This is a genomic window from Bordetella genomosp. 10 (genome assembly GCF_002261225.1).
Taxonomy (GTDB): Bacteria; Pseudomonadota; Gammaproteobacteria; order Burkholderiales; family Burkholderiaceae_B; genus Bordetella_C.
The window spans coordinates 2,103,077-2,120,201 of record NZ_NEVM01000001.1 but is presented as its reverse complement, the minus strand read 5'-3'; the positions used below and the strand labels follow the sequence as shown (position 1 = coordinate 2,120,201).

Sequence of the window (17,125 nt, the reverse complement as noted above, 5' to 3'; positions counted from 1 at the left end):
ATTTGCCTTATAAAACCGCGATTTTCTCACACCGGCTGCTCATCGTTCCCATGCTTACACTCTTGTTCGTCGCCCTGCTGCTGGCAGGCATCACCGTCCGGGTCTGGCTGGCCAGCCGGCAAATCCGGCACGTGGTGCGCCATCGCGACGCCGTGCCGCCGGAATTTTCCGCCCGTATCGGCCTGGTCAGCCATCAACGCGCGGCGGATTACACCGTGGCGCGCGTCCGCCTGGGCCTGAAAGAACGCTTTTTTGACGCCGCCGTCCTCATCGTGCTGACGCTGCTGGGCGGCCTGCAGGCCATCGCCACCTGGATTTCCGGCCTGGTCGACAACGATTTCGCGCGCCAACTGCTGCTGATCGCCGTGGTGGGACTGCTGCTGGGGCTGCTGGAACTGCCCTTCACGCTGTGGCGCCAGTTCCGCCTGGAAGGCCGCTTCGGCTTCAACCGCATGACCCCGGGCCTGTTTTTCCGGGACACGGTCAAGGGACTGATCCTGACGGCGGTCATCGGCCTGCCGCTGGCCGCCGCCGTGCTGTGGCTGATGGCGCGCGCCGGCGCCTATTGGTGGCTGTGGGCCTGGGCCCTCTGGGTCGGCTTCAGCCTGCTCACCCTGCTGCTGGGCCCCACCCTGATCGCCCCGCTGTTCAACAAGTTCACGCCCCTGGAGGATGCCGAACTGGGCAGCCGCATCCGGCAACTGGCGCAGCGCTGCGGCTTCGCCATCGACGGCCTGTTCGTCATGGACGGCTCCCGCCGCTCCGGCCACGGCAACGCCTATTTCACCGGCTTCGGCAAATCGCGGCGGATCGTGTTCTTCGACACCCTGCTGGCGCGCCTGGACGGCCCCGAGATCGAGGCCGTGCTGGCGCACGAACTGGGCCACTTCGCCCACCGCCACATCGTCAAGCGCATCGTCATGAGCTTCGTGCTGGCGCTCGGCTTCTTCGCCCTGCTCGGCTGGCTGGCGGGGCAACCCTGGTTCTACACGCAACTGGGCGTCATGCCCCAGTTGGGCGGCCGCAACGACGCCATGGCCCTGCTGCTGCTCTTCATGGTGGTGCCGGTCTTCACCTTCCTGTTCACGCCGCTGGCGAGCTGGTATTCGCGCCGGGATGAATTCGAGGCCGATCGCTACGCCGCGGAACAGAGTTCGGCCAGGCAACTGGTGTCCGCCCTGGTCAAGCTGTACGACGACAACGCCGCCACGCTGACCCCCGATCCCATCCATTCGGCCTTCTATGACAGCCACCCGCCGGCGGCGATACGCATCCGGCACCTGAGCCAGGCGCCCGTCGCGCCGGTGGTGGCAGTCCAGCCATGAGGGCGCGCCAGCAAGGCAGCCCCTCCCCGGCCAACCGCGCGCCCCAGGTCCAGGGCCGCGTCATCGGCGCCCACGGCCGGCACTTCCTGGTCGAGTTCGCCGACGGCACGCAACGCCTGTGCTTTCCGCGCGGCAAGAAGACCGGCGCCGCCGTCGGCGACCAGGTCACCGTTTCCCTGGAGGGACGCGACGAAGGCGCCATCGACGCCATCCTGCCGCGCAAGAACCTGCTGTACCGCTCCGACGAGATGCGCAGCAAGCAGTTCGCGGCCAACGTGGACCGGCTGTTCATCGTGGTGGCGGTGCAACCCACCTTCTCCGACGACCTCGCCGGCCGCGCCCTGACGGGCGCCTGGAGCGCCGGCATCGAGCCCTATCTGGTCCTGAACAAGGTGGACCTGGAAACCGGGCTGGCCGAGGCCCGCGCGCGGCTGGCGCCGCTCGCCCGCCTGGGCGTGCCGGTGCTGGAAGTCAGCGCCCAGGACCCGGACCACGCCCGCGCCGTCCTGGCGCCGCACATGGCCGGCCACGCCAACCTGCTGCTGGGCCAGAGTGGCATGGGAAAATCCACGCTGCTCAATGCCCTGGTGCCGGGCGCCGCCGCGCCCACGCGCGAACATTCCACCGCGCTGGACATGGGCAAGCACACCACCACCAGCACTCGGCTATACCATCTTCCGGAGGGCGGCGACCTGATCGACTCGCCCGGCTTCCAGGCCTTCGGCCTGGGCCATCTCTCGGGCGAGGACATCGTGCGCGGCTTCCCGGAGTTCGCGCCCTTCGTGGCGAACTGCCGCTTCTACAACTGCGCCCACCTGCATGAGCCCGGCTGCGGCGTCCTGGCCGCCCTGCGCGAGGGCCTGATCGAGCCGGCGCGCCATGCGCTCTATCAGCGCATCGTGGAGGAAAACGCGGCGCAGGCGCGGTACTGAAACCGGCGCCCGCGCGCTGTGTCCGTGGTTATGGCCGTGGTTATGGCCTGTGGTTGTAGCTAACGTCCGCCGCCCAGCAGGTAATACAGATTGCGCAGCATGGCGGCCGTCGCGCCCCAGATGAAATAACGGCCCCAGGGCATGGAGTAGTACTGCCGCACCCGGCCATCGGCCAATTCCGCGCGGTGCAGGCGATGGTTCGCCGGGTCGACGATGAAGCGCAGGGGCACTTCGAACACTTCCGCCACTTCGAACGCATCGGGCGCCAGGGTGAATCCCGGCTGCACCAGGCCGACGACGGGCGTAATGGAAAAACCGGTGGCCGTCATATAGGACGGCATGCTGCCCAGCACGTCGACATAATCGGGCGCCAAACCGGTTTCCTCTTGCGCTTCGCGCAAGGCGGCCGCCACCGGACTGGGGTCGCTGTCCTCGATACGGCCGCCGGGAAAGCTGATCTGCCCCGCATGGTCGTGCAGGTGCGCGGCACGCTGGGTCAGCATCACGGACACCCCGTCCGGGCGGGACACCAGCGGCACCAGCACGGCCGCCAGCACGGGTGGACCCTCGCGTCCCGGATAACGGGTGTCGTCGTTCAGGGGCAGTTGCACCGACCACGACGTGGGCCCGGCCAGCCGCTGGCGCAAGGCCGGCTCCGTCAGGCGTTCGGAAGGCAACGGCGGCAAACCATCATCGGCCGTGACCCAGGGCTGGGTCGCCGGATCGAAAAACGGCCGCACGGAAGGACGGCGCGGCCGCGAAGGAGAAGAAGAGTCAGACATAAGCCCGTGGGGAATAGCCTATGAAGAATACCCTGTCAGGGCCGGGAATGGAAAAGGCACCCTGCAGGGTGCCTTTTCCCATGGGAGCCTTTCCCATGCAGTCGCGGAAAGCGCGGCATACCACCGCCGCCCTTGCCTCCGCCTCCTGGCATGCGGACAAGCCGGAAGGCCGGTCTCGCATGCCGGAGGCGGACATCGCGATCAGGACGCGGCCTTGGCCGACTGGGCGGCAGCCTGACGGCTGACCAGCTTTTCCTTGATGCGAGCCGACTTGCCCGAGCGGTTGCGCAGGTAGTACAGCTTGGCGCGACGCACGTCGCCACGACGCTTCACTTCGATCGAGGCGATTTGCGGCGAGTACAGTTGGAACGTACGCTCGACGGCTTCACCCGACGAGATCTTGCGCACGATGAACGACGAGTTCAGGCCGCGGTTGCGCTTGGCGATGACCACGCCTTCGAAGGCCTGGACGCGCTTGCGGTTACCTTCAACCACGTTGACGTTGACCACCACGGTGTCGCCGGGGGCGAACTCGGGCAGCGTCTTGTTGTCGCCCAGCAGGCGCTTGATTTCTTCCTGTTCCAGGATAGCGATGAGGTTCATATGAACTCCAGATTCATCATGTCTGTGCGGGATTCGTGGCCATCGCGACGGACTTCATGCGCCTTCGGGGAGAAGGCACAGGTCGGCCGACAGGATGTTTCGCCAGTAGATTCGCCACGACTGTTGGTTTCCACGGCCGCATGAACGCCTATACATGGGCGCTTATAAGAAGACGCACATGAGCGCATGCACTATGTGCGTACGCGTTATAGGGATATGCCATGCGGGACGTGGCTACGGGCCAACGTTTCCATGACAGAAACGCTTCCGTTTTAGCCGCACGCAGAGGATGAGTTTTGGCAAACGCGCAATTCTACATGAAATCAGTCAGTTACGTAAGGGGCAAGGGGATAAGGGACAAGAGGTATAGGCGTCATACCTGCCCGGTATCCCGCCGGGTCAGAATCCCAGCGCGGCGCCCAGCCACATCAAGCCGGGGATCATGGCGCCCCACATGCCGACGAGCAGGATATCCGTCACCATTTCGCGAACGCTGACTTCGCCGCCGCGGGCGGGATTCCCGGCGGGGATGGCAGGGCTGGATGCGGGCGCCGGCCGGGCGGTATCGCCCACGGCGCCCTCGGCGCCCCGCCCTGCGGGAACCTGGTCCTGGGGCGCCGGGCGGAACGGCCATTTCCCCGTGAGCTTGCCGGCGAGCCTGCCAGGCAGCTTGCCCGGACGCCGGCCGGCCGGGGCCGCGCCCGGCGTCGCGCCGGCGATGGCGCCAAACGTGCCGGCGATGCTGCCGGAGAATTCACGGGGAAACGGGGCGGAAAATTGCGGTTGAGCGGCAACGGTCATGATGGGCTCCTGGCTAGCGCGTAGGCGTCTGCGCGGCGGATGAAACAGCGGGGCCGGGCGGGTCGAACAAGCTCAATTGCGGGGACGGCGCCCGGACCTGCCGTCCCGCCGCGCCGCCCACGGGGGACGGCGCGACGAATCGTTGGGTGTCCAGCAGCAAGCGCTGGCGGTTCAGGCCGTGCTTGCGCACGGCCAGTTCGAAGCGTTGACGCAGCAGATCGGCCCAGGCGCCGGTGCCGCGCATGCGGGTACCGAAATGGGGATCGTTGCGCTTGCCGCCCCGCATGTCCTCGATACGGTGCAGCACGCGCTGCGCGCGGTCGGGGAAATGGGCCAGCAGCCATTGTTCGAACACATCCTTCACTTCCCAGGGCAGGCGCACCACGGTATAGCTGCCGTAGTAGGCGCCGGCGTGGGCAGCGGCTTCGAGGATGCGTTCCAGGTAGACGTCGTTGATGAAGGGAATGACGGGCGCGACCAGGACGCCGACCGGCACGCCCGCTTCGGCCAGCGTGCGCACCGCTTGCAGCCGGCGCTGCGGCGCCGAGGCGCGCGGCTCCAGCGTGCGCGACAGGTCGTTGTCCAGGGAGGTGATGCTGACGTACACGGCGACCAGGTTGCGCTCGGCCAGGGCGCGCAGCAGGTCCAGGTCGCGCTCGACCAGGGCGTTCTTGGTCACCAGGGTCAGCGGATGGCCGGTTTCCAGCAGCAATTCGAGCAGGCCGCGCGTCAGGCGCCAGTCGCGCTCGATGGGCTGGTAGATATCCGTGGCGGAGCCCAGGTTGATGGGCGAGACGCGATAGCCCGGCCGCGCCAGTTCCGCGCGCAGGGCGTCCACGGCGTTGGCCTTGGCGACCAGGCGGGTCTCGAAGTCCAGGCCGGGGGAATAGCCCAGGTAGGCATGGGTGGGCCGGGCGTAGCAATAGACGCAGCCGTGCTCGCACCCGCGGTAGGGATTGATGGCCTGGTCGAAGCCGATATCCGGCGAATCGTTGCGGGAGAGGATGCGGCGCGCCTGCTCGACCGCCACGGTGGTGGCCAATCCGCGGGGCGGCTGGAAATAAACGGGGACAGTTTGAGCGGGGTCGTGATCGACGGCGGCGCTGCGCTCGTCTTGCTGGAAGCGATGGCCGACATTAGTAACCGCACCCCGACCGCGCAAGGCGGCGGGGGCGGCAGCCGGGGACCCAGAACCGGCGGAAACAAAATGATCGGTGCGTTCCATGAAAGTACTGTACAAGCATCCAGTACTTTATGCAACCCACTGATCGTCGTTTTGCGACGACGGTTCACTTTACTCCAAGACCACGGCGCGTGCGGAGCTAAATTTTTCTGCTGTGGCTTTGCCGCAAAACCCGCATGAACGCTGTCTTTCAGCGAGAGTGATCACTTCAGCAGTACAACGGCGGGGCTTGACAAACCGCCCCGCCGGCGTTCACCGCAGCATGCCCGCGGCCGCGGTCTGGTGCGTCGCTTCGTCGATCAGGATGAAGGCGCCGGTGGCCGGGTTTTGCGCATAGGCATCCACCGCCAACGCATCGCGCGTCGCGATCACCACGCGGCCGATATCGTTCATCGACAATGCGCTGCCTTGCGCTTCGATCTCATCGAGTTCGTGGATGTCGCGGCGCGTGCGCACCTCCTTGATGCGCGCCGAGGTCAAGCGCGTGCCGTGCTTGAGCAGATACTTGCGCGCGGGATTCAAGGCCTGCGCATCGAACCAGCACAGCTCCGCTTCGAACTCGCGCGCGACGCGCGCCGGCGCATCGGCGTGCGCGAGCACGTCGCCGCGCGATACGTCGACGTCGCGATCCAGCTCCACCATGACGGAGTCGCCCGCATGGGCGTGCGCGCGCGCTTCCGTGTGCGCCAGGATGCGGCGCACGCGCGCGCTCGCGCCGGCGGGCTGCACCACCACTTCATCGCCGACGCGCAGGATGCCGCTGGCGAGGCGGCCCGCATAGGCGCGGAAGTCGGTCGCCGTGTCGCCGTCATGGCGCGACACCCATTGCACCGGAAAACGCAGGGGCGCGTCGGCGGCGGCGTCGCGCGTGTCCAGCGCTTCCAGCAAGGACAGCAGCGGCTGGCCTTCGTACCAGGGCGCGGCCTCGCTACGGTTCACCACGTTGTCTCCGCGCAGCGCGGAGATCGGCAGCGCCTGGTAGCGCTCGATGCCGATGCGGCGCGCCAGGCCGGCATAGGCGGCGTCGATGCGCGCGAACACCGCCTGGTCCCAATCGACCAGGTCCATCTTGTTGACCGCGACCACGATGTGGCGGATGCCCAGCAGATGCGCCAGCATGCTGTGGCGCTTGGTCTGCGGCAGCAAGCGGCCGTCGGCGGCGCGCGTGGCGTCGATCAGGATGACGGCGACGTCGGCGGTGGAGGCGCCGGTCACCATGTTGCGCGTGTACTGCTCATGGCCGGGCGCGTCGGCGATGATGAACTTGCGCCGGGGCGTCGCGAAGTAGCGATAGGCGACGTCGATGGTGATCCCCTGCTCCCGCTCCGCCTCCAGCCCGTCGGTGAGCAGGGAGAAGTCGATGCCGTCGCCGCTGACGCGCTTGTGCTTGGCGCGCGCGATGGCGTCGAGCTGGTCGGCGAACACGCCCTTGCTGTCATACAGCAGGCGGCCGATCAGCGTGGACTTGCCGTCGTCGACCGAACCGGCGGTGATCAGGCGAATGACGCCGCCGTCGGCGGACGGCAGGAAGGAGTCGTTGATGGCGTTCATGGTGAGGTTCGATTCCGGTCGGTGCTTGGATGCTTAGAAATACCCTTCGCGCTTGCGCCGTTCCATGGACGCTTCCGAGGTCTGGTCGTCCATGCGCGTGGCGCCGCGTTCGGTGATGTCGCTGATGGCGGTCTCGGCGATGATGGCGGCGTTGTCCGACGCCTCCGACGCCACGGGGCAGGTGCAGGAGATGTCGCCGACCGTGCGAAAGCGCACCGACAGGTTCTCGACCTGCTCGCCGTCCCGGGACGGGGTCAGGCGAGTCACCGGCACCAGCAGGCCGTTGCGCCGCACCACGTCGCGCCGGTGGGCGTAGTAGATCGACGGCAAGGCCAGTTGCTCGCGTTCGATGTACTGCCAGACGTCCAGCTCGGTCCAGTTGGAGATGGGGAACACGCGCATGTTCTCGCCGCGATGCACCCGGGTGTTGTAGAGGTCCCAGACCTCGGGCCGCTGGTTCTTCGGATCCCACAGGCCGAACTCGTCGCGGAAGGAGAAGATGCGCTCCTTCGCGCGCGCCTTCTCTTCGTCGCGGCGCGCGCCGCCGATGCACGCGTCGAAGCCGAACTCGGCGATGGCTTCCAGCAGCGTCACCGCCTGCGCGGCATTGCGCGAATCGGTTTCGCGCCGCAACACCACCGAGCCGCGCGCGATCGAATCCTCGACGCTGCGCACGATCAGCGTCTCGCCCAGCTCGGCGGCGCGGGCGTCGCGGAAATCGATCACCTCGCCGAAGTTGTGGCCGGTGTCCACGTGCAGCAGGGGGAAGGGAAAACGTCCCGGGCGGAAGGCTTTTTCCGCCAGGCGCAGCAGGACGCAGGAATCCTTGCCGCCGGAAAACAGCAGGACGGGCCGCTCGCACTCGGCGGCGACTTCGCGCAGGATGAAGATGGCTTCGGATTCCAGCCAATCCAGATGGCTGCGGGTGTGTTGTTGTACGGTGGACATATCGGACCTGTGGGGACTTGCCGGAACCCGGCGCCGTGCCGCGGAAGTTCTTGCGAAGCTTCCGGGACGCGGGGCCAGGATCACGGCGCCTGGGACTTGATCGAAAAACGGTTGCCGGCGTGCAGGCCGCATTCCTTGGAATCGGACGACTCCCACCACCAGCGGCCGGCGCGCACGTCCTCGCCGGGGCGGATGGCGCGGGTACAGGGCTCGCAGCCGATGGAGGGATAGCCTTGGTCGTGCAGCGGGTTGTAGGGGATGCCCAAGGCGCGGATCGCGGTCCAGACCTCGGTTTCGGTCCAGTCGGCCAGCGGGTTGAACTTGTACAGGCCGAAGACGACGTCCTGCTCTTCTTCGGGCAGGTCGGCGCGGGTGGCGGACTGGGCGCGGCGCTGGCCGGTGATCCATGCCTTGCGGCCCGCCAGCGCGCGGCGCAGCGGCTCCACCTTGCGGATTTCGCAACAGGCCTTGCGCAGTTCCACGCTCTCGTAGAACGCATAAGCGCCGTGCGCGTCGACGTGCGCCCGCACCGCGTCGGCCTGGGGGTGGAAGACCTCGGGCCGGCGGCCGTAGCGCGCCGCTATCGTGTCCAGCAGCGCCAGGGTTTCCGCATGCAGGCGGCCGGTGTCCAGCGTGAAGATGCCCAGCCCGATGCCGCCGTCCAGGATGGCATGCGTCAACAGCATATCCTCGGCCGCCAGCGACGAGGCCAGCGCGGCGTCCGGATAGCGACGCGCGATATCGGCCAGGCGCTGCCCGAGCGCCCGCCATTTGCCGGCGAGATCGGCGGGCAGGCCGGTGGAGCGATCGGCGGCCAGGCCGGACGGCGCGACGGCTGAAGAAAGCGCGGCGCGGACGCCAGGGATAGAACTCATGACGCGGACTCCATGATGCGTATGCCTTTACGCGCGCCGCGCTTCGGTTTCGGCCGCGAAAACCCGGCCGCGGCGCGGACGCGCCAGCAGTTGTTCGCCTTCGTTCAGCCCCAGCGCGTGGAAATCTTCCTCGGGCACCTGGGCCTCCAGCAGGCCGCCGTCCTCGCGCGACAGTTCGAGGAAGGCGCTGGGACCGGCCAGGTAGGCATGGTTCAGCCGCACGGCGATGCCGTCGGTGGCCGGCGCGTAACGCAGGACTTCGAGCTCGTGCGGCCGCACGTAGGCCACCGCGCGTTGCTCATCCAGCCCCTCGAAGGACGGCGCCGGCAGCGACACCCCGCTGGCGCGCCAGATGCCGCCGGCGGCGTGGCCGGCGATCTGGTTGACGTCGCCCAGGAAGCCGTAGACGAAAGGCGTCGCGGGATGCTCCCAGACCTCCCGCGGCGTCCCGACCTGCTCGATGCGGCCGGCGTTCATGACGACCACGCGGTCGGCGACTTCCAGCGCCTCTTCCTGGTCGTGCGTCACGAAAACGCTGGCCACGTGCAGTTCGTCATGCAGGCGGCGCAGCCAGCGCCGCAGCTCCTTGCGCACCTTGGCGTCCAGGGCGCCGAACGGCTCGTCCAGCAGCAGGACGCGCGGCTCGACCGCCAGCGCGCGCGCCAGGGCGATGCGCTGGCGCTGGCCGCCGGACAACTGGGCGGGATAGCGGTCGCCCAGCCAGTCCAGTTGCACCAGGTTCAGCAGGGCATGGACTTTTTCCTGGATGGCGGCTTCGGACGGACGCTGGGCGCGCGGCCGGATGCGCAGGCCGAAGGCGACGTTCTCGAACACCGTCATATGGCGGAACAGCGCGTAATGCTGGAAAACGAAGCCGACCTGGCGGTCGCGCACGTGCACGTCGGTGCTGTCCTCGCCGGAAAAATACACGCTGCCGCTGTCGGGGGTTTCCAGGCCGGCGATGATGCGCAGGAGCGAGGTCTTGCCGCAGCCGGACGGTCCCAGCAAGGCCACCAGCTCGCCCGAGTCGATATGCAGATTGATGTCGCGCAAGGCCTGGAAATTGCCGAAGCGCTTGTTGACCGCCTTGATTTCGATATCCATGTCTATCCTGTCTGTTCCTTCCCGCGGCGCGGTGCGATTCCTGGCCCGGGGTTCGATCCGATGATGCCTCAGTCCGATGCTTCGGTCCGGCGCCTCAGGCCGCCGCGCAGGCCGGCCTGGCGCCCGGCGCCTGCGCGCCGGCCGGCGGCGCCTCCGCCTCGGCGTGGCCCGCCTGCCGGACGCGCCGCTCATGGCGCCACGCCAGCAAGGACTGCACGCACAGCGTCAGCAGCGCCAGCAAGGCCAGCAGCGACGCCACCGCGAAGCCCGCCTGGATCTGGTATTCGTTGTAGAGAATTTCGACTTGCAGGGGGATTGTATTGGTCAGGCCGCGGATATGGCCGGATACCACCGACACCGCCCCGAATTCCCCCATCGCCCGCGCATTGCAAAGAATGACGCCGTAGATCAGTCCCCAGCGGACGTTGGGCAAGGTCACGTGCCAGAACGTCCGCCAGCCGCCGGCGCCCAGCACCACGGCCGCCTCCTCCTGCTCGCTGCCCTGGGCCTGCATCAGCGGAATCAGCTCGCGCGCGACCAGCGGCAGGGTCACGAAGGTGGTCACCAGGACGATGCCGGGCACGGCGAAGATGATCTTCAGGTCGTGGTCCATCAGCCAGGGGCCTATCCATCCCTGGGCGCCGAGCACCAGCATGTAGGCCAGCCCCGCCACCACCGGCGATACCGAGAAAGGCACGTCGATCAGGGTGACCAGCACGGATTTGCCGCGGAACTCGAAGCGGGCGATGGCCCAGGCGGCGGCCAGGCCGAACACCACGTTCAGGGGCACGGCGATGGCGGCCGTCAGCAGCGTCAGGCGGATGGCCGCCCACGAATCGTCGTCGGCCAGCGCGTTGAAGTATGCCCCCACGCCCTTGCGGAAGGCCTCCGCGAACACCACGCTCAAGGGCAGCACCAGGAAGGACAGCAGGAAGACCGCCGCCACGGCGATCAACGCGACGCGCACCCAGCGCGCCTCGCCCCGGCGCGCTGCTGGCCGGATAGATACGCTCATGGCCTGCCTCCATGCAGCCTGCGCTGCCAGAACTGCAGTCCGTTGATGGCCAGCAGCAACAGGAAGGACGCCACCAGCAGGACGGACGCCACGGCGGCGGCGCCGGCATAGTCGAACTGCTCCAGCTTGACCAGGATGAGCAGCGGCGTGATTTCCGACACCATGGGCATATTGCCCGCGATGAACACCACCGAACCGTATTCGCCGACAGCGCGCGCGAAGGCCATGGCGAAGCCGGTCAGCAGCGCGGGCGCGATCGACGGCAGGATGACCTTGCGGAAGATCTGGAACGGCGTCGCCCCCAGGCTGGCGGCGGCTTCCTCCAGTTCCTTTTCCGCGTCCTCCAGCACCGGCTGCACCGTGCGCACGACGAAAGGCAGGCCGATGAAGGTCAGGGCCACCACGATGCCGGCGGGCGTGTAGGCCAGCTTGATGCCCAGCGGCGCCAGGTGCTGGCCGATCCAGCCATTGGGCCCCAGCAGCGCGGCCAGGGAAATGCCGGCCACGGCCGTGGGCAGCGCGAAAGGCAGGTCCACCAGGGCATCCAGGATGCGCTTGCCGGGAAAGCGGTAGCGCACCAGCACCCAGGCCACCAGCAGCCCGAACACCAGGTTGATGAGCGCGGCGATGAGAGAGGAGCCGAAGGTGACGCGATACGCGGCCAGCACCCGCGGCGAGGACACCGCCGCGACGAACTGCGGCCAGGTCAGGGCAAAGGATTTGATGAACAGGGCGGACAGCGGCAGCAATACCAGCAACCCGAGGTAGAACAGCGTCACCCCCAGGGTCAGGTTGAAGCCGGGCAGCACGCGGCGTCCCCGCCGCCGGCCCGGGGGCGGCGGAACGACGACGCGCAGGCCGCCATGCGCGAGCGCGGCGGCCTCCAGGGTATCGGCGGCGGAAACCTGGGTCATGGGTGCTCTCCGCGGCGGCCGCCGAGGGCGGCCCCGCGCAATATTCCTGGCCTATTGCTTGACATAGATCTGGTCGAAAACGCCGCCATCCGCGAAGTGGGTCTTGTTGGCCGCCGGCCAGCCGCCGAAGTTCTTGTCGATGGTCACCAGGTCGATCTGCGCGAATTGCTTGGCGTACTTGGCCTTGGCCTGCTCGCCGGTCGGACGGTAGAAGTTGCGGCCGATGATGTCCTGCGCCGCATCCGAATAGAGATAGTTCAGGTAGGCCTCCGCCACGGCGCGCGTGCCCTTGCGGTCGACGTTCTTGTCCACCACGGCCACCGTCGGTTCGCACAGGATGCTGACGCTGGGCGCGACGATTTCGAACTGTCCCGGGCCGAATTCATTGAAAGCCAGGTAGGCGTCGTTCTCCCAGGAGATCAGCACGTCGCCCACGCCGCGCTGGGCGAAGGTGATGGTCGAGCCGCGCGCGCCCGAATCCAGCACCGGCACGTTCTTGAACAGCTTCGAGACGAAGTCCCTGGCGCCGGCGTCACCGCCGAACTTGCGCCGGCCGAATTCCCAGGCCGCCAGGTAATTCCAGCGCGCGCCGGCCGACGTCTTGGGATTGGGCGTGATGACGGACACTCCCGGCTTGACCAGGTCGTCCCAATCCTTGATGTTCTTGGGATTGCCCTTGCGCACCAGCAGGATGATGGTCGAGGTGTAGGGCGAGGAATTGTGCGGCAGGCGCTGCTGCCAGCCTTCCTTGACCCAGCCGCCGTGGGTGACCAGCGCCTCGACGTCGGGCGCCAGGCCCAGCGTGACGACGTCGGCGGGGGCGCCGTCGATGACGGTGCGCGCCTGCGCGCCCGAGCCGCCGTGCGAATTCTTGATGACCACGTCCTGGCCGGTCCTGGCTTTCCAGTACTTCGCGAAGACCGGGTTGTACTGGGCGTACAGCTCGCGGGTCGGGTCGTAGGAAACGTTCAGGAGCTCGACCGGCTTGGGCGTGTCCGCGGCCCGCGCCGAGGCCATGGCGCCGAGGATGCCCAGGCCGCCGCTGGCCGCGGCCGCGCCCAGGGCGAGGGATTGCTTCAGAAACGCGCGCTTGTCCGAGCTGGTTTTCATCATTCCCCGCAGTCGTGTCGATATAGGGTTTTCATGCTTACGAGGCATTAGGCGTACGGCATTGTGAAGGGCCCTGCCTGCATTCCCAACGAATAAGATCTTTGTTCTTTATTGCTGGATGAAATACCGCCGGGCAATGCAGGCAAGGCGGCGCGACAAAAAGAAACGCCGGCATCCTTCCGGATGCCGGCGTTCAACGTTCAACGTTCAGGGTTCAGGATCCGACGTTCGTCGTCGGCCTGACTTGTTCGGCCTTACTTGTTCGGCTGCGGCGTGATGCGCAGGTAGGGGCGCACGGCCTTGTAGCCCTTGGGGAATTTCTGCTTGATGACTTCCTCGTCCTTCAACGACGGGACGATGATGACGTCGTCGCCGTCCTGCCAGTTCACCGGCGTGGCCACGCTGTGGCTGTCGGTCAGTTGCAGCGAATCGATGACGCGCAGGATTTCGTTGAAGTTGCGGCCGGTGCTGGCCGGATAGGTGATGATCAGGCGCACCTTCTTGGCGGGATCGATGACGAACACCGAGCGCACGGTCAGCGTGGCGTTGGCGTTCGGGTGGATCATGTCGTACAGCTCGGAAACCTTGCGGTCTTCGTCGGCCAGGATGGGGAAGTTGACCTTGGTGTTCTGCGTATCGTTGATGTCGTCGATCCACTTGGTGTGCGAATCGACGGGGTCGACCGACAGCGCCAGCACCTTGACGTTGCGCTTGGCGAATTCGTCGGCCAGCTTGGCGGTATAGCCGAGCTCGGTGGTGCAGACGGGCGTGAAGTCCGCCGGGTGCGAGAACAGCACGCCCCAGCTATCGCCCAGGTATTCGTGGAAACGGATAGGACCGATGGAAGATTTCTGTTCGAAGTCGGGGGCGGTGTCGCCCAGGCGCAATTGGCTCATGGTGATCCTCATCAGGTGAAAGTCCAGCAGTTAAGCGGCGGCCCTCGAAACTGCCCGCATGGCGGCATTCTTCATCATTTCGTCAGGGCGGTAAAACAACAATAGCTGACGGTTTATATAACGCTAAGTAATATTGGCGCGGGCCGCCCAGGTATCGACGATGTCGCCGGCCCGCACGGCCGCGCCCAGCGCGCCGGCGCGCGGCAGGATATGCGCGCCATAAAAGAACGCCGTCGCCTGCTTGGCTTGCAGGAAAGCGGCGTCCCCCTCCCCCGCCCGCGCCATCTTGCGGCAGGCGAGCACGGCGCGCGCCATCTGCCAGCCGCCGTGCAGCACGCCGGTCAGCATCAGGAAGGGCACGCTGCCGGCGAAGACCGCGCGCACGTTGCCCGCCGCCTGGTTCCGCATGAATCCCAGGGCCTCGGCCTGGGCATGCATGGCGCGGCGCAGGTTGTCGCGCAGCAGGCCGATGGCGGCGGCGTCCTCCTGCTGCCCGGCCGCCTGCGCCGCGGCCGCCTCGGCGTCCAGCTCGGCCGCGGTGCCGCCCATGGCCTCCAGCATGGCCTGTGCCGTCGCGCCGCCGTCGCGCAGGAGCTTGCGGCCGATCAGGTCATTGGCCTGAATGGCGGTGGTGCCTTCGTAGATCGGCAGGATGCGCGCGTCGCGGTAATGCTGGGCCGCGCCGGTTTCCTCGATGTACCCCATGCCGCCGTGCACCTGCACGCCCAGCGAGGCAACCTCCACCGCGCACTCGGTGGAGAAACCCTTGACCACCGGCACCAGGAATTCGTAGAACGCCTGGTTGCGCGCGCGGGTGTCGGCGTCGGGGTGATGAACGGCCAGGTCGCGCGCCGCCGCCGCCGCGTAGGCCACGGCGCGGGTCGCCTCGGTCAGTGCCCGCATCGTCAGCAGCATGCGCTGCACGTCCGGATGATGCGCGATGGCGACCGGGCCGGCGGAACCCTCGATGGCGCGGCCCTGCACGCGCTCGCGCGCATAGGCCAGCGCCTGCTGGTAGGCGCGTTCGGACACGGCGATGCCCTGCTGGCCGACGGCATAGCGCGCGGCGTTCATCATGATGAACATGTACTCCAGGCCGCGGTTTTCCTCGCCGACCAGATAGCCGACCGCGCCCTCGCCCACCTCGCCCTTGCCCGATCCGTACAAGAGCACGGCCGTCGGGCTGGCGTGTATGCCCAGCTTGTGTTCGAGCGAGGCGCACCAGACGTCGTTGCGCGCGCCGGGCTCGCCCTGCGCCGTCACCAGGAATTTCGGCACGACGAACAGCGAAATGCCCTTGACCCCGGCGGGCGCGTCCGGCGTGCGCGCCAGCACCAGGTGGATGATGTTCTCGGCCAGGTCGTGCTCGCCGTAGGTGATGAATATCTTCTGGCCGCTCAGGCGATAGCTGCCGTCGTCCTGGCGCACGGCGCGGGTGCGCACCAGGGCCAGGTCGGAGCCGGCCTGCGGCTCGGTCAGGTTCATCGTGCCGGTCCAGGCGCCCGACACCAGCTTGGGCACGTAGGTCTGGCGCAGTTGCTCGCTACCGACGGTCAGCAAGGCCTCGATGACGCCGTCGGTCAGCAAGGGACACAGGGAGAACGCCAGGCTGGCGGCGTTGATGTTTTCGTTGGCGCAGGCCGCCACCACCTTGGGCAGGCCCTGGCCGCCCCACTGGGCGGGATGCTGCAGGCCCTGCCAGCCGCCGGCGGCATAGGCCTTGAAGGCCTCGACGTGGGCGGCGGAGGTCGTCACGGCGCCATCGCGCCAGGTGGGCGGATGCATGTCGCCGGCCCGGTTCAAGGGCGCCACCACGCCTTCGACGAAGCGCGCATTCTCTTCCAGGATGGCGTCGACCAGGTCGGGGGAAACGTCCTCGAAGCCGGGTTGGGCCAGGACCTGGTCCAACCCGGCCAGCGACTTGAGAACGAAGCGGATGTCCGCGAGCGGTACGGTATACGTCATGTCGTCTCCGAAACGGCTGCATGGGCGCGTGGGGCCACGGCATGGGCGGCGCGCTCTGATTTTGCCTGATGTGGCAGCCTGAAGGAATATCCGCCAGTCTACGCCAACACGGCCCCGGACACGGCATGACGGACCCCGGACGCGACAACGCCCCGGCGATGCCGGGGCGTTGTCATGGCGAGGGTCTACTTAAAGCGCGCTCGCCAGTTGCGGGACCAGCTCGAACAGGTCGCCGACCAGGCCGTAGTCCGCCACGCCGAAGATCGGCGCCTCGGCGTCCTTGTTGATGGCGACGATGACCTTGGAGTCCTTCATGCCGGCCAAGTGCTGGATGGCGCCCGAGATCCCGATCGCCACGTACAACTGCGGCGCGACGATCTTGCCGGTCTGGCCCACCTGCCAGTCGTTGGGCGCATAGCCGGCGTCCACCGCGGCGCGCGAAGCGCCCAGGGCGGCGCCCAGCTTGTCGGCCAGCGGCTCCAGGATGTGGAAGTTCTCGGCGCTGCCCATGCCGCGCCCGCCCGACACCACCACGCGCGCGCCGGCCAGTTCCGGACGGTCGCTCTTGGCGACTTCGCGGCTGACGAAGGACGACAGGCCGCTGTCGGCCACCGCCGTCACGTTTTCCACCGCCGCCGAACCGCCCGTCGCCGCCACGGCATCGAAGCCGGTGGTGCGCACGGTGATGACCTTCACCGCGTCGCCCGACTGCACCGTGGCGATGGCGTTGCCCGCGTAGATCGGACGCTGGAAGGTGTCGGCCGACTCCACGGCCGTGATGTCGGAGATCTGCGCCACGTCCAGCTTGGCGGCCACGCGCGGGGCCACGTTCTTGCCCGACGCCGTGGCCGGGAAGAGGATGTGGCTGTAGTCCTTCGCCACCGCGAGAACCTGGGCAGCCAGGTTCTCGGCCAGGCCGTCGGCCAGTTGCGGCGCGTCGGCCAGCAGCACCTTGGACACGCCGGCCGCCTGCGCGGCCTGGTCGGCCACCGCCTTGGCGTTGCCGCCGGCCACCAGCACGTGCACGTCGCCGCCGATCTTGGCCGCGGCCGCGATGGTGTTGAGGGTCGCGCCCTTCAGGTGGGCGTTGTCGTGTTCGGCAATAACCAGAGTCGTCATCT

The 17,125-nt window shown here is 67.6% G+C and carries 16 protein-coding genes; 2 read left to right on the top strand and 14 right to left on the bottom strand.

Features of this window, described 5'->3' with window-relative positions:
• Positions 1–50: 50 nt before the first annotated feature.
• Positions 51–1,325: a M48 family metallopeptidase gene (locus tag CAL29_RS09260; protein WP_094852577.1), complete on the top strand. Its 1,275-nt coding sequence runs from the start codon at positions 51–53 to the stop codon at positions 1,323–1,325.
• On the top strand, positions 1,322–2,257 hold the full coding sequence (gene rsgA, locus CAL29_RS09255) for a ribosome small subunit-dependent GTPase A (RefSeq protein WP_094852576.1): 936 nt from the start codon (positions 1,322–1,324) through the stop codon (positions 2,255–2,257). The genes CAL29_RS09260 and rsgA overlap by 4 nt, the downstream gene beginning before the upstream one ends.
• A gap of 59 nt (positions 2,258–2,316) precedes the next feature.
• On the opposite strand, the gene CAL29_RS09250 is transcribed toward rsgA, so the two are convergent.
• The 14 genes from CAL29_RS09250 to CAL29_RS09185 all read right to left on the bottom strand — a co-directional run bounded on the left by CAL29_RS09250 (position 2,317) and on the right by CAL29_RS09185 (position 17,123).
• Positions 2,317–3,039, bottom strand: coding sequence for a CoA pyrophosphatase (locus CAL29_RS09250; protein WP_094852575.1), 723 nt, complete (start codon positions 3,037–3,039; stop codon positions 2,317–2,319).
• Between the two features lie 201 nt (positions 3,040–3,240).
• Positions 3,241–3,642, bottom strand: a complete 402-nt coding sequence (rplS, locus tag CAL29_RS09245; RefSeq protein WP_094852574.1) for a 50S ribosomal protein L19 — start codon at positions 3,640–3,642, stop codon at positions 3,241–3,243.
• A gap of 399 nt (positions 3,643–4,041) precedes the next feature.
• Positions 4,042–4,443: a hypothetical protein gene (locus CAL29_RS09240; protein ID WP_094852573.1), complete on the bottom strand. Its 402-nt coding sequence runs from the start codon at positions 4,441–4,443 to the stop codon at positions 4,042–4,044.
• Positions 4,444–4,456: 13 nt separating this feature from the next.
• Positions 4,457–5,668 carry a PA0069 family radical SAM protein gene (locus CAL29_RS09235; protein ID WP_094852572.1) on the bottom strand — a complete coding sequence of 404 codons (1,212 nt, stop codon included), beginning with the start codon at positions 5,666–5,668 and terminating at the stop codon, positions 4,457–4,459.
• 210 nt (positions 5,669–5,878) lie between these two features.
• Positions 5,879–7,177, bottom strand: coding sequence for a sulfate adenylyltransferase subunit 1 (locus tag CAL29_RS09230; RefSeq protein ID WP_094852571.1), 1,299 nt, complete (start codon positions 7,175–7,177; stop codon positions 5,879–5,881).
• Positions 7,178–7,210: 33 nt separating this feature from the next.
• Positions 7,211–8,125 (bottom strand): sulfate adenylyltransferase subunit CysD, encoded by a 915-nt coding sequence (gene cysD / locus CAL29_RS09225; RefSeq protein ID WP_094852570.1) that lies wholly within the window; start codon positions 8,123–8,125, stop codon positions 7,211–7,213.
• A gap of 80 nt (positions 8,126–8,205) precedes the next feature.
• A complete protein-coding gene (locus CAL29_RS09220) occupies positions 8,206–9,000 on the bottom strand; it encodes a phosphoadenylyl-sulfate reductase (RefSeq protein ID WP_094852569.1) in 795 nt (264 codons plus the stop codon).
• Between the two features lie 27 nt (positions 9,001–9,027).
• Positions 9,028–10,104, bottom strand: coding sequence for a sulfate/molybdate ABC transporter ATP-binding protein (locus CAL29_RS09215; RefSeq protein ID WP_094852568.1), 1,077 nt, complete (start codon positions 10,102–10,104; stop codon positions 9,028–9,030).
• 94 nt (positions 10,105–10,198) lie between these two features.
• The gene (gene cysW / locus CAL29_RS09210) at positions 10,199–11,119 is read right to left on the bottom strand and encodes a sulfate ABC transporter permease subunit CysW (RefSeq protein WP_094852567.1); all 921 of its coding nucleotides are present in this window, start codon (positions 11,117–11,119) and stop codon (positions 10,199–10,201) included.
• A complete protein-coding gene (cysT, locus tag CAL29_RS09205; RefSeq protein ID WP_094852566.1) occupies positions 11,116–12,033 on the bottom strand; it encodes a sulfate ABC transporter permease subunit CysT in 918 nt (305 codons plus the stop codon). Before cysT ends, cysW begins: the two co-directional genes overlap by 4 nt.
• A 51-nt stretch (positions 12,034–12,084) precedes the next feature.
• A complete protein-coding gene (locus CAL29_RS09200; protein WP_094852565.1) occupies positions 12,085–13,146 on the bottom strand; it encodes a sulfate ABC transporter substrate-binding protein in 1,062 nt (353 codons plus the stop codon).
• Between the two features lie 251 nt (positions 13,147–13,397).
• The gene (locus CAL29_RS09195; protein WP_094852564.1) at positions 13,398–14,039 is read right to left on the bottom strand and encodes a peroxiredoxin; all 642 of its coding nucleotides are present in this window, start codon (positions 14,037–14,039) and stop codon (positions 13,398–13,400) included.
• A gap of 123 nt (positions 14,040–14,162) precedes the next feature.
• The gene (locus CAL29_RS09190; RefSeq protein WP_094852563.1) at positions 14,163–16,004 is read right to left on the bottom strand and encodes an acyl-CoA dehydrogenase; all 1,842 of its coding nucleotides are present in this window, start codon (positions 16,002–16,004) and stop codon (positions 14,163–14,165) included.
• Between the two features lie 189 nt (positions 16,005–16,193).
• A complete protein-coding gene (locus CAL29_RS09185; protein ID WP_094852562.1) occupies positions 16,194–17,123 on the bottom strand; it encodes an electron transfer flavoprotein subunit alpha/FixB family protein in 930 nt (309 codons plus the stop codon).
• Between the last annotated feature and the right edge of the window lie 2 nt (positions 17,124–17,125).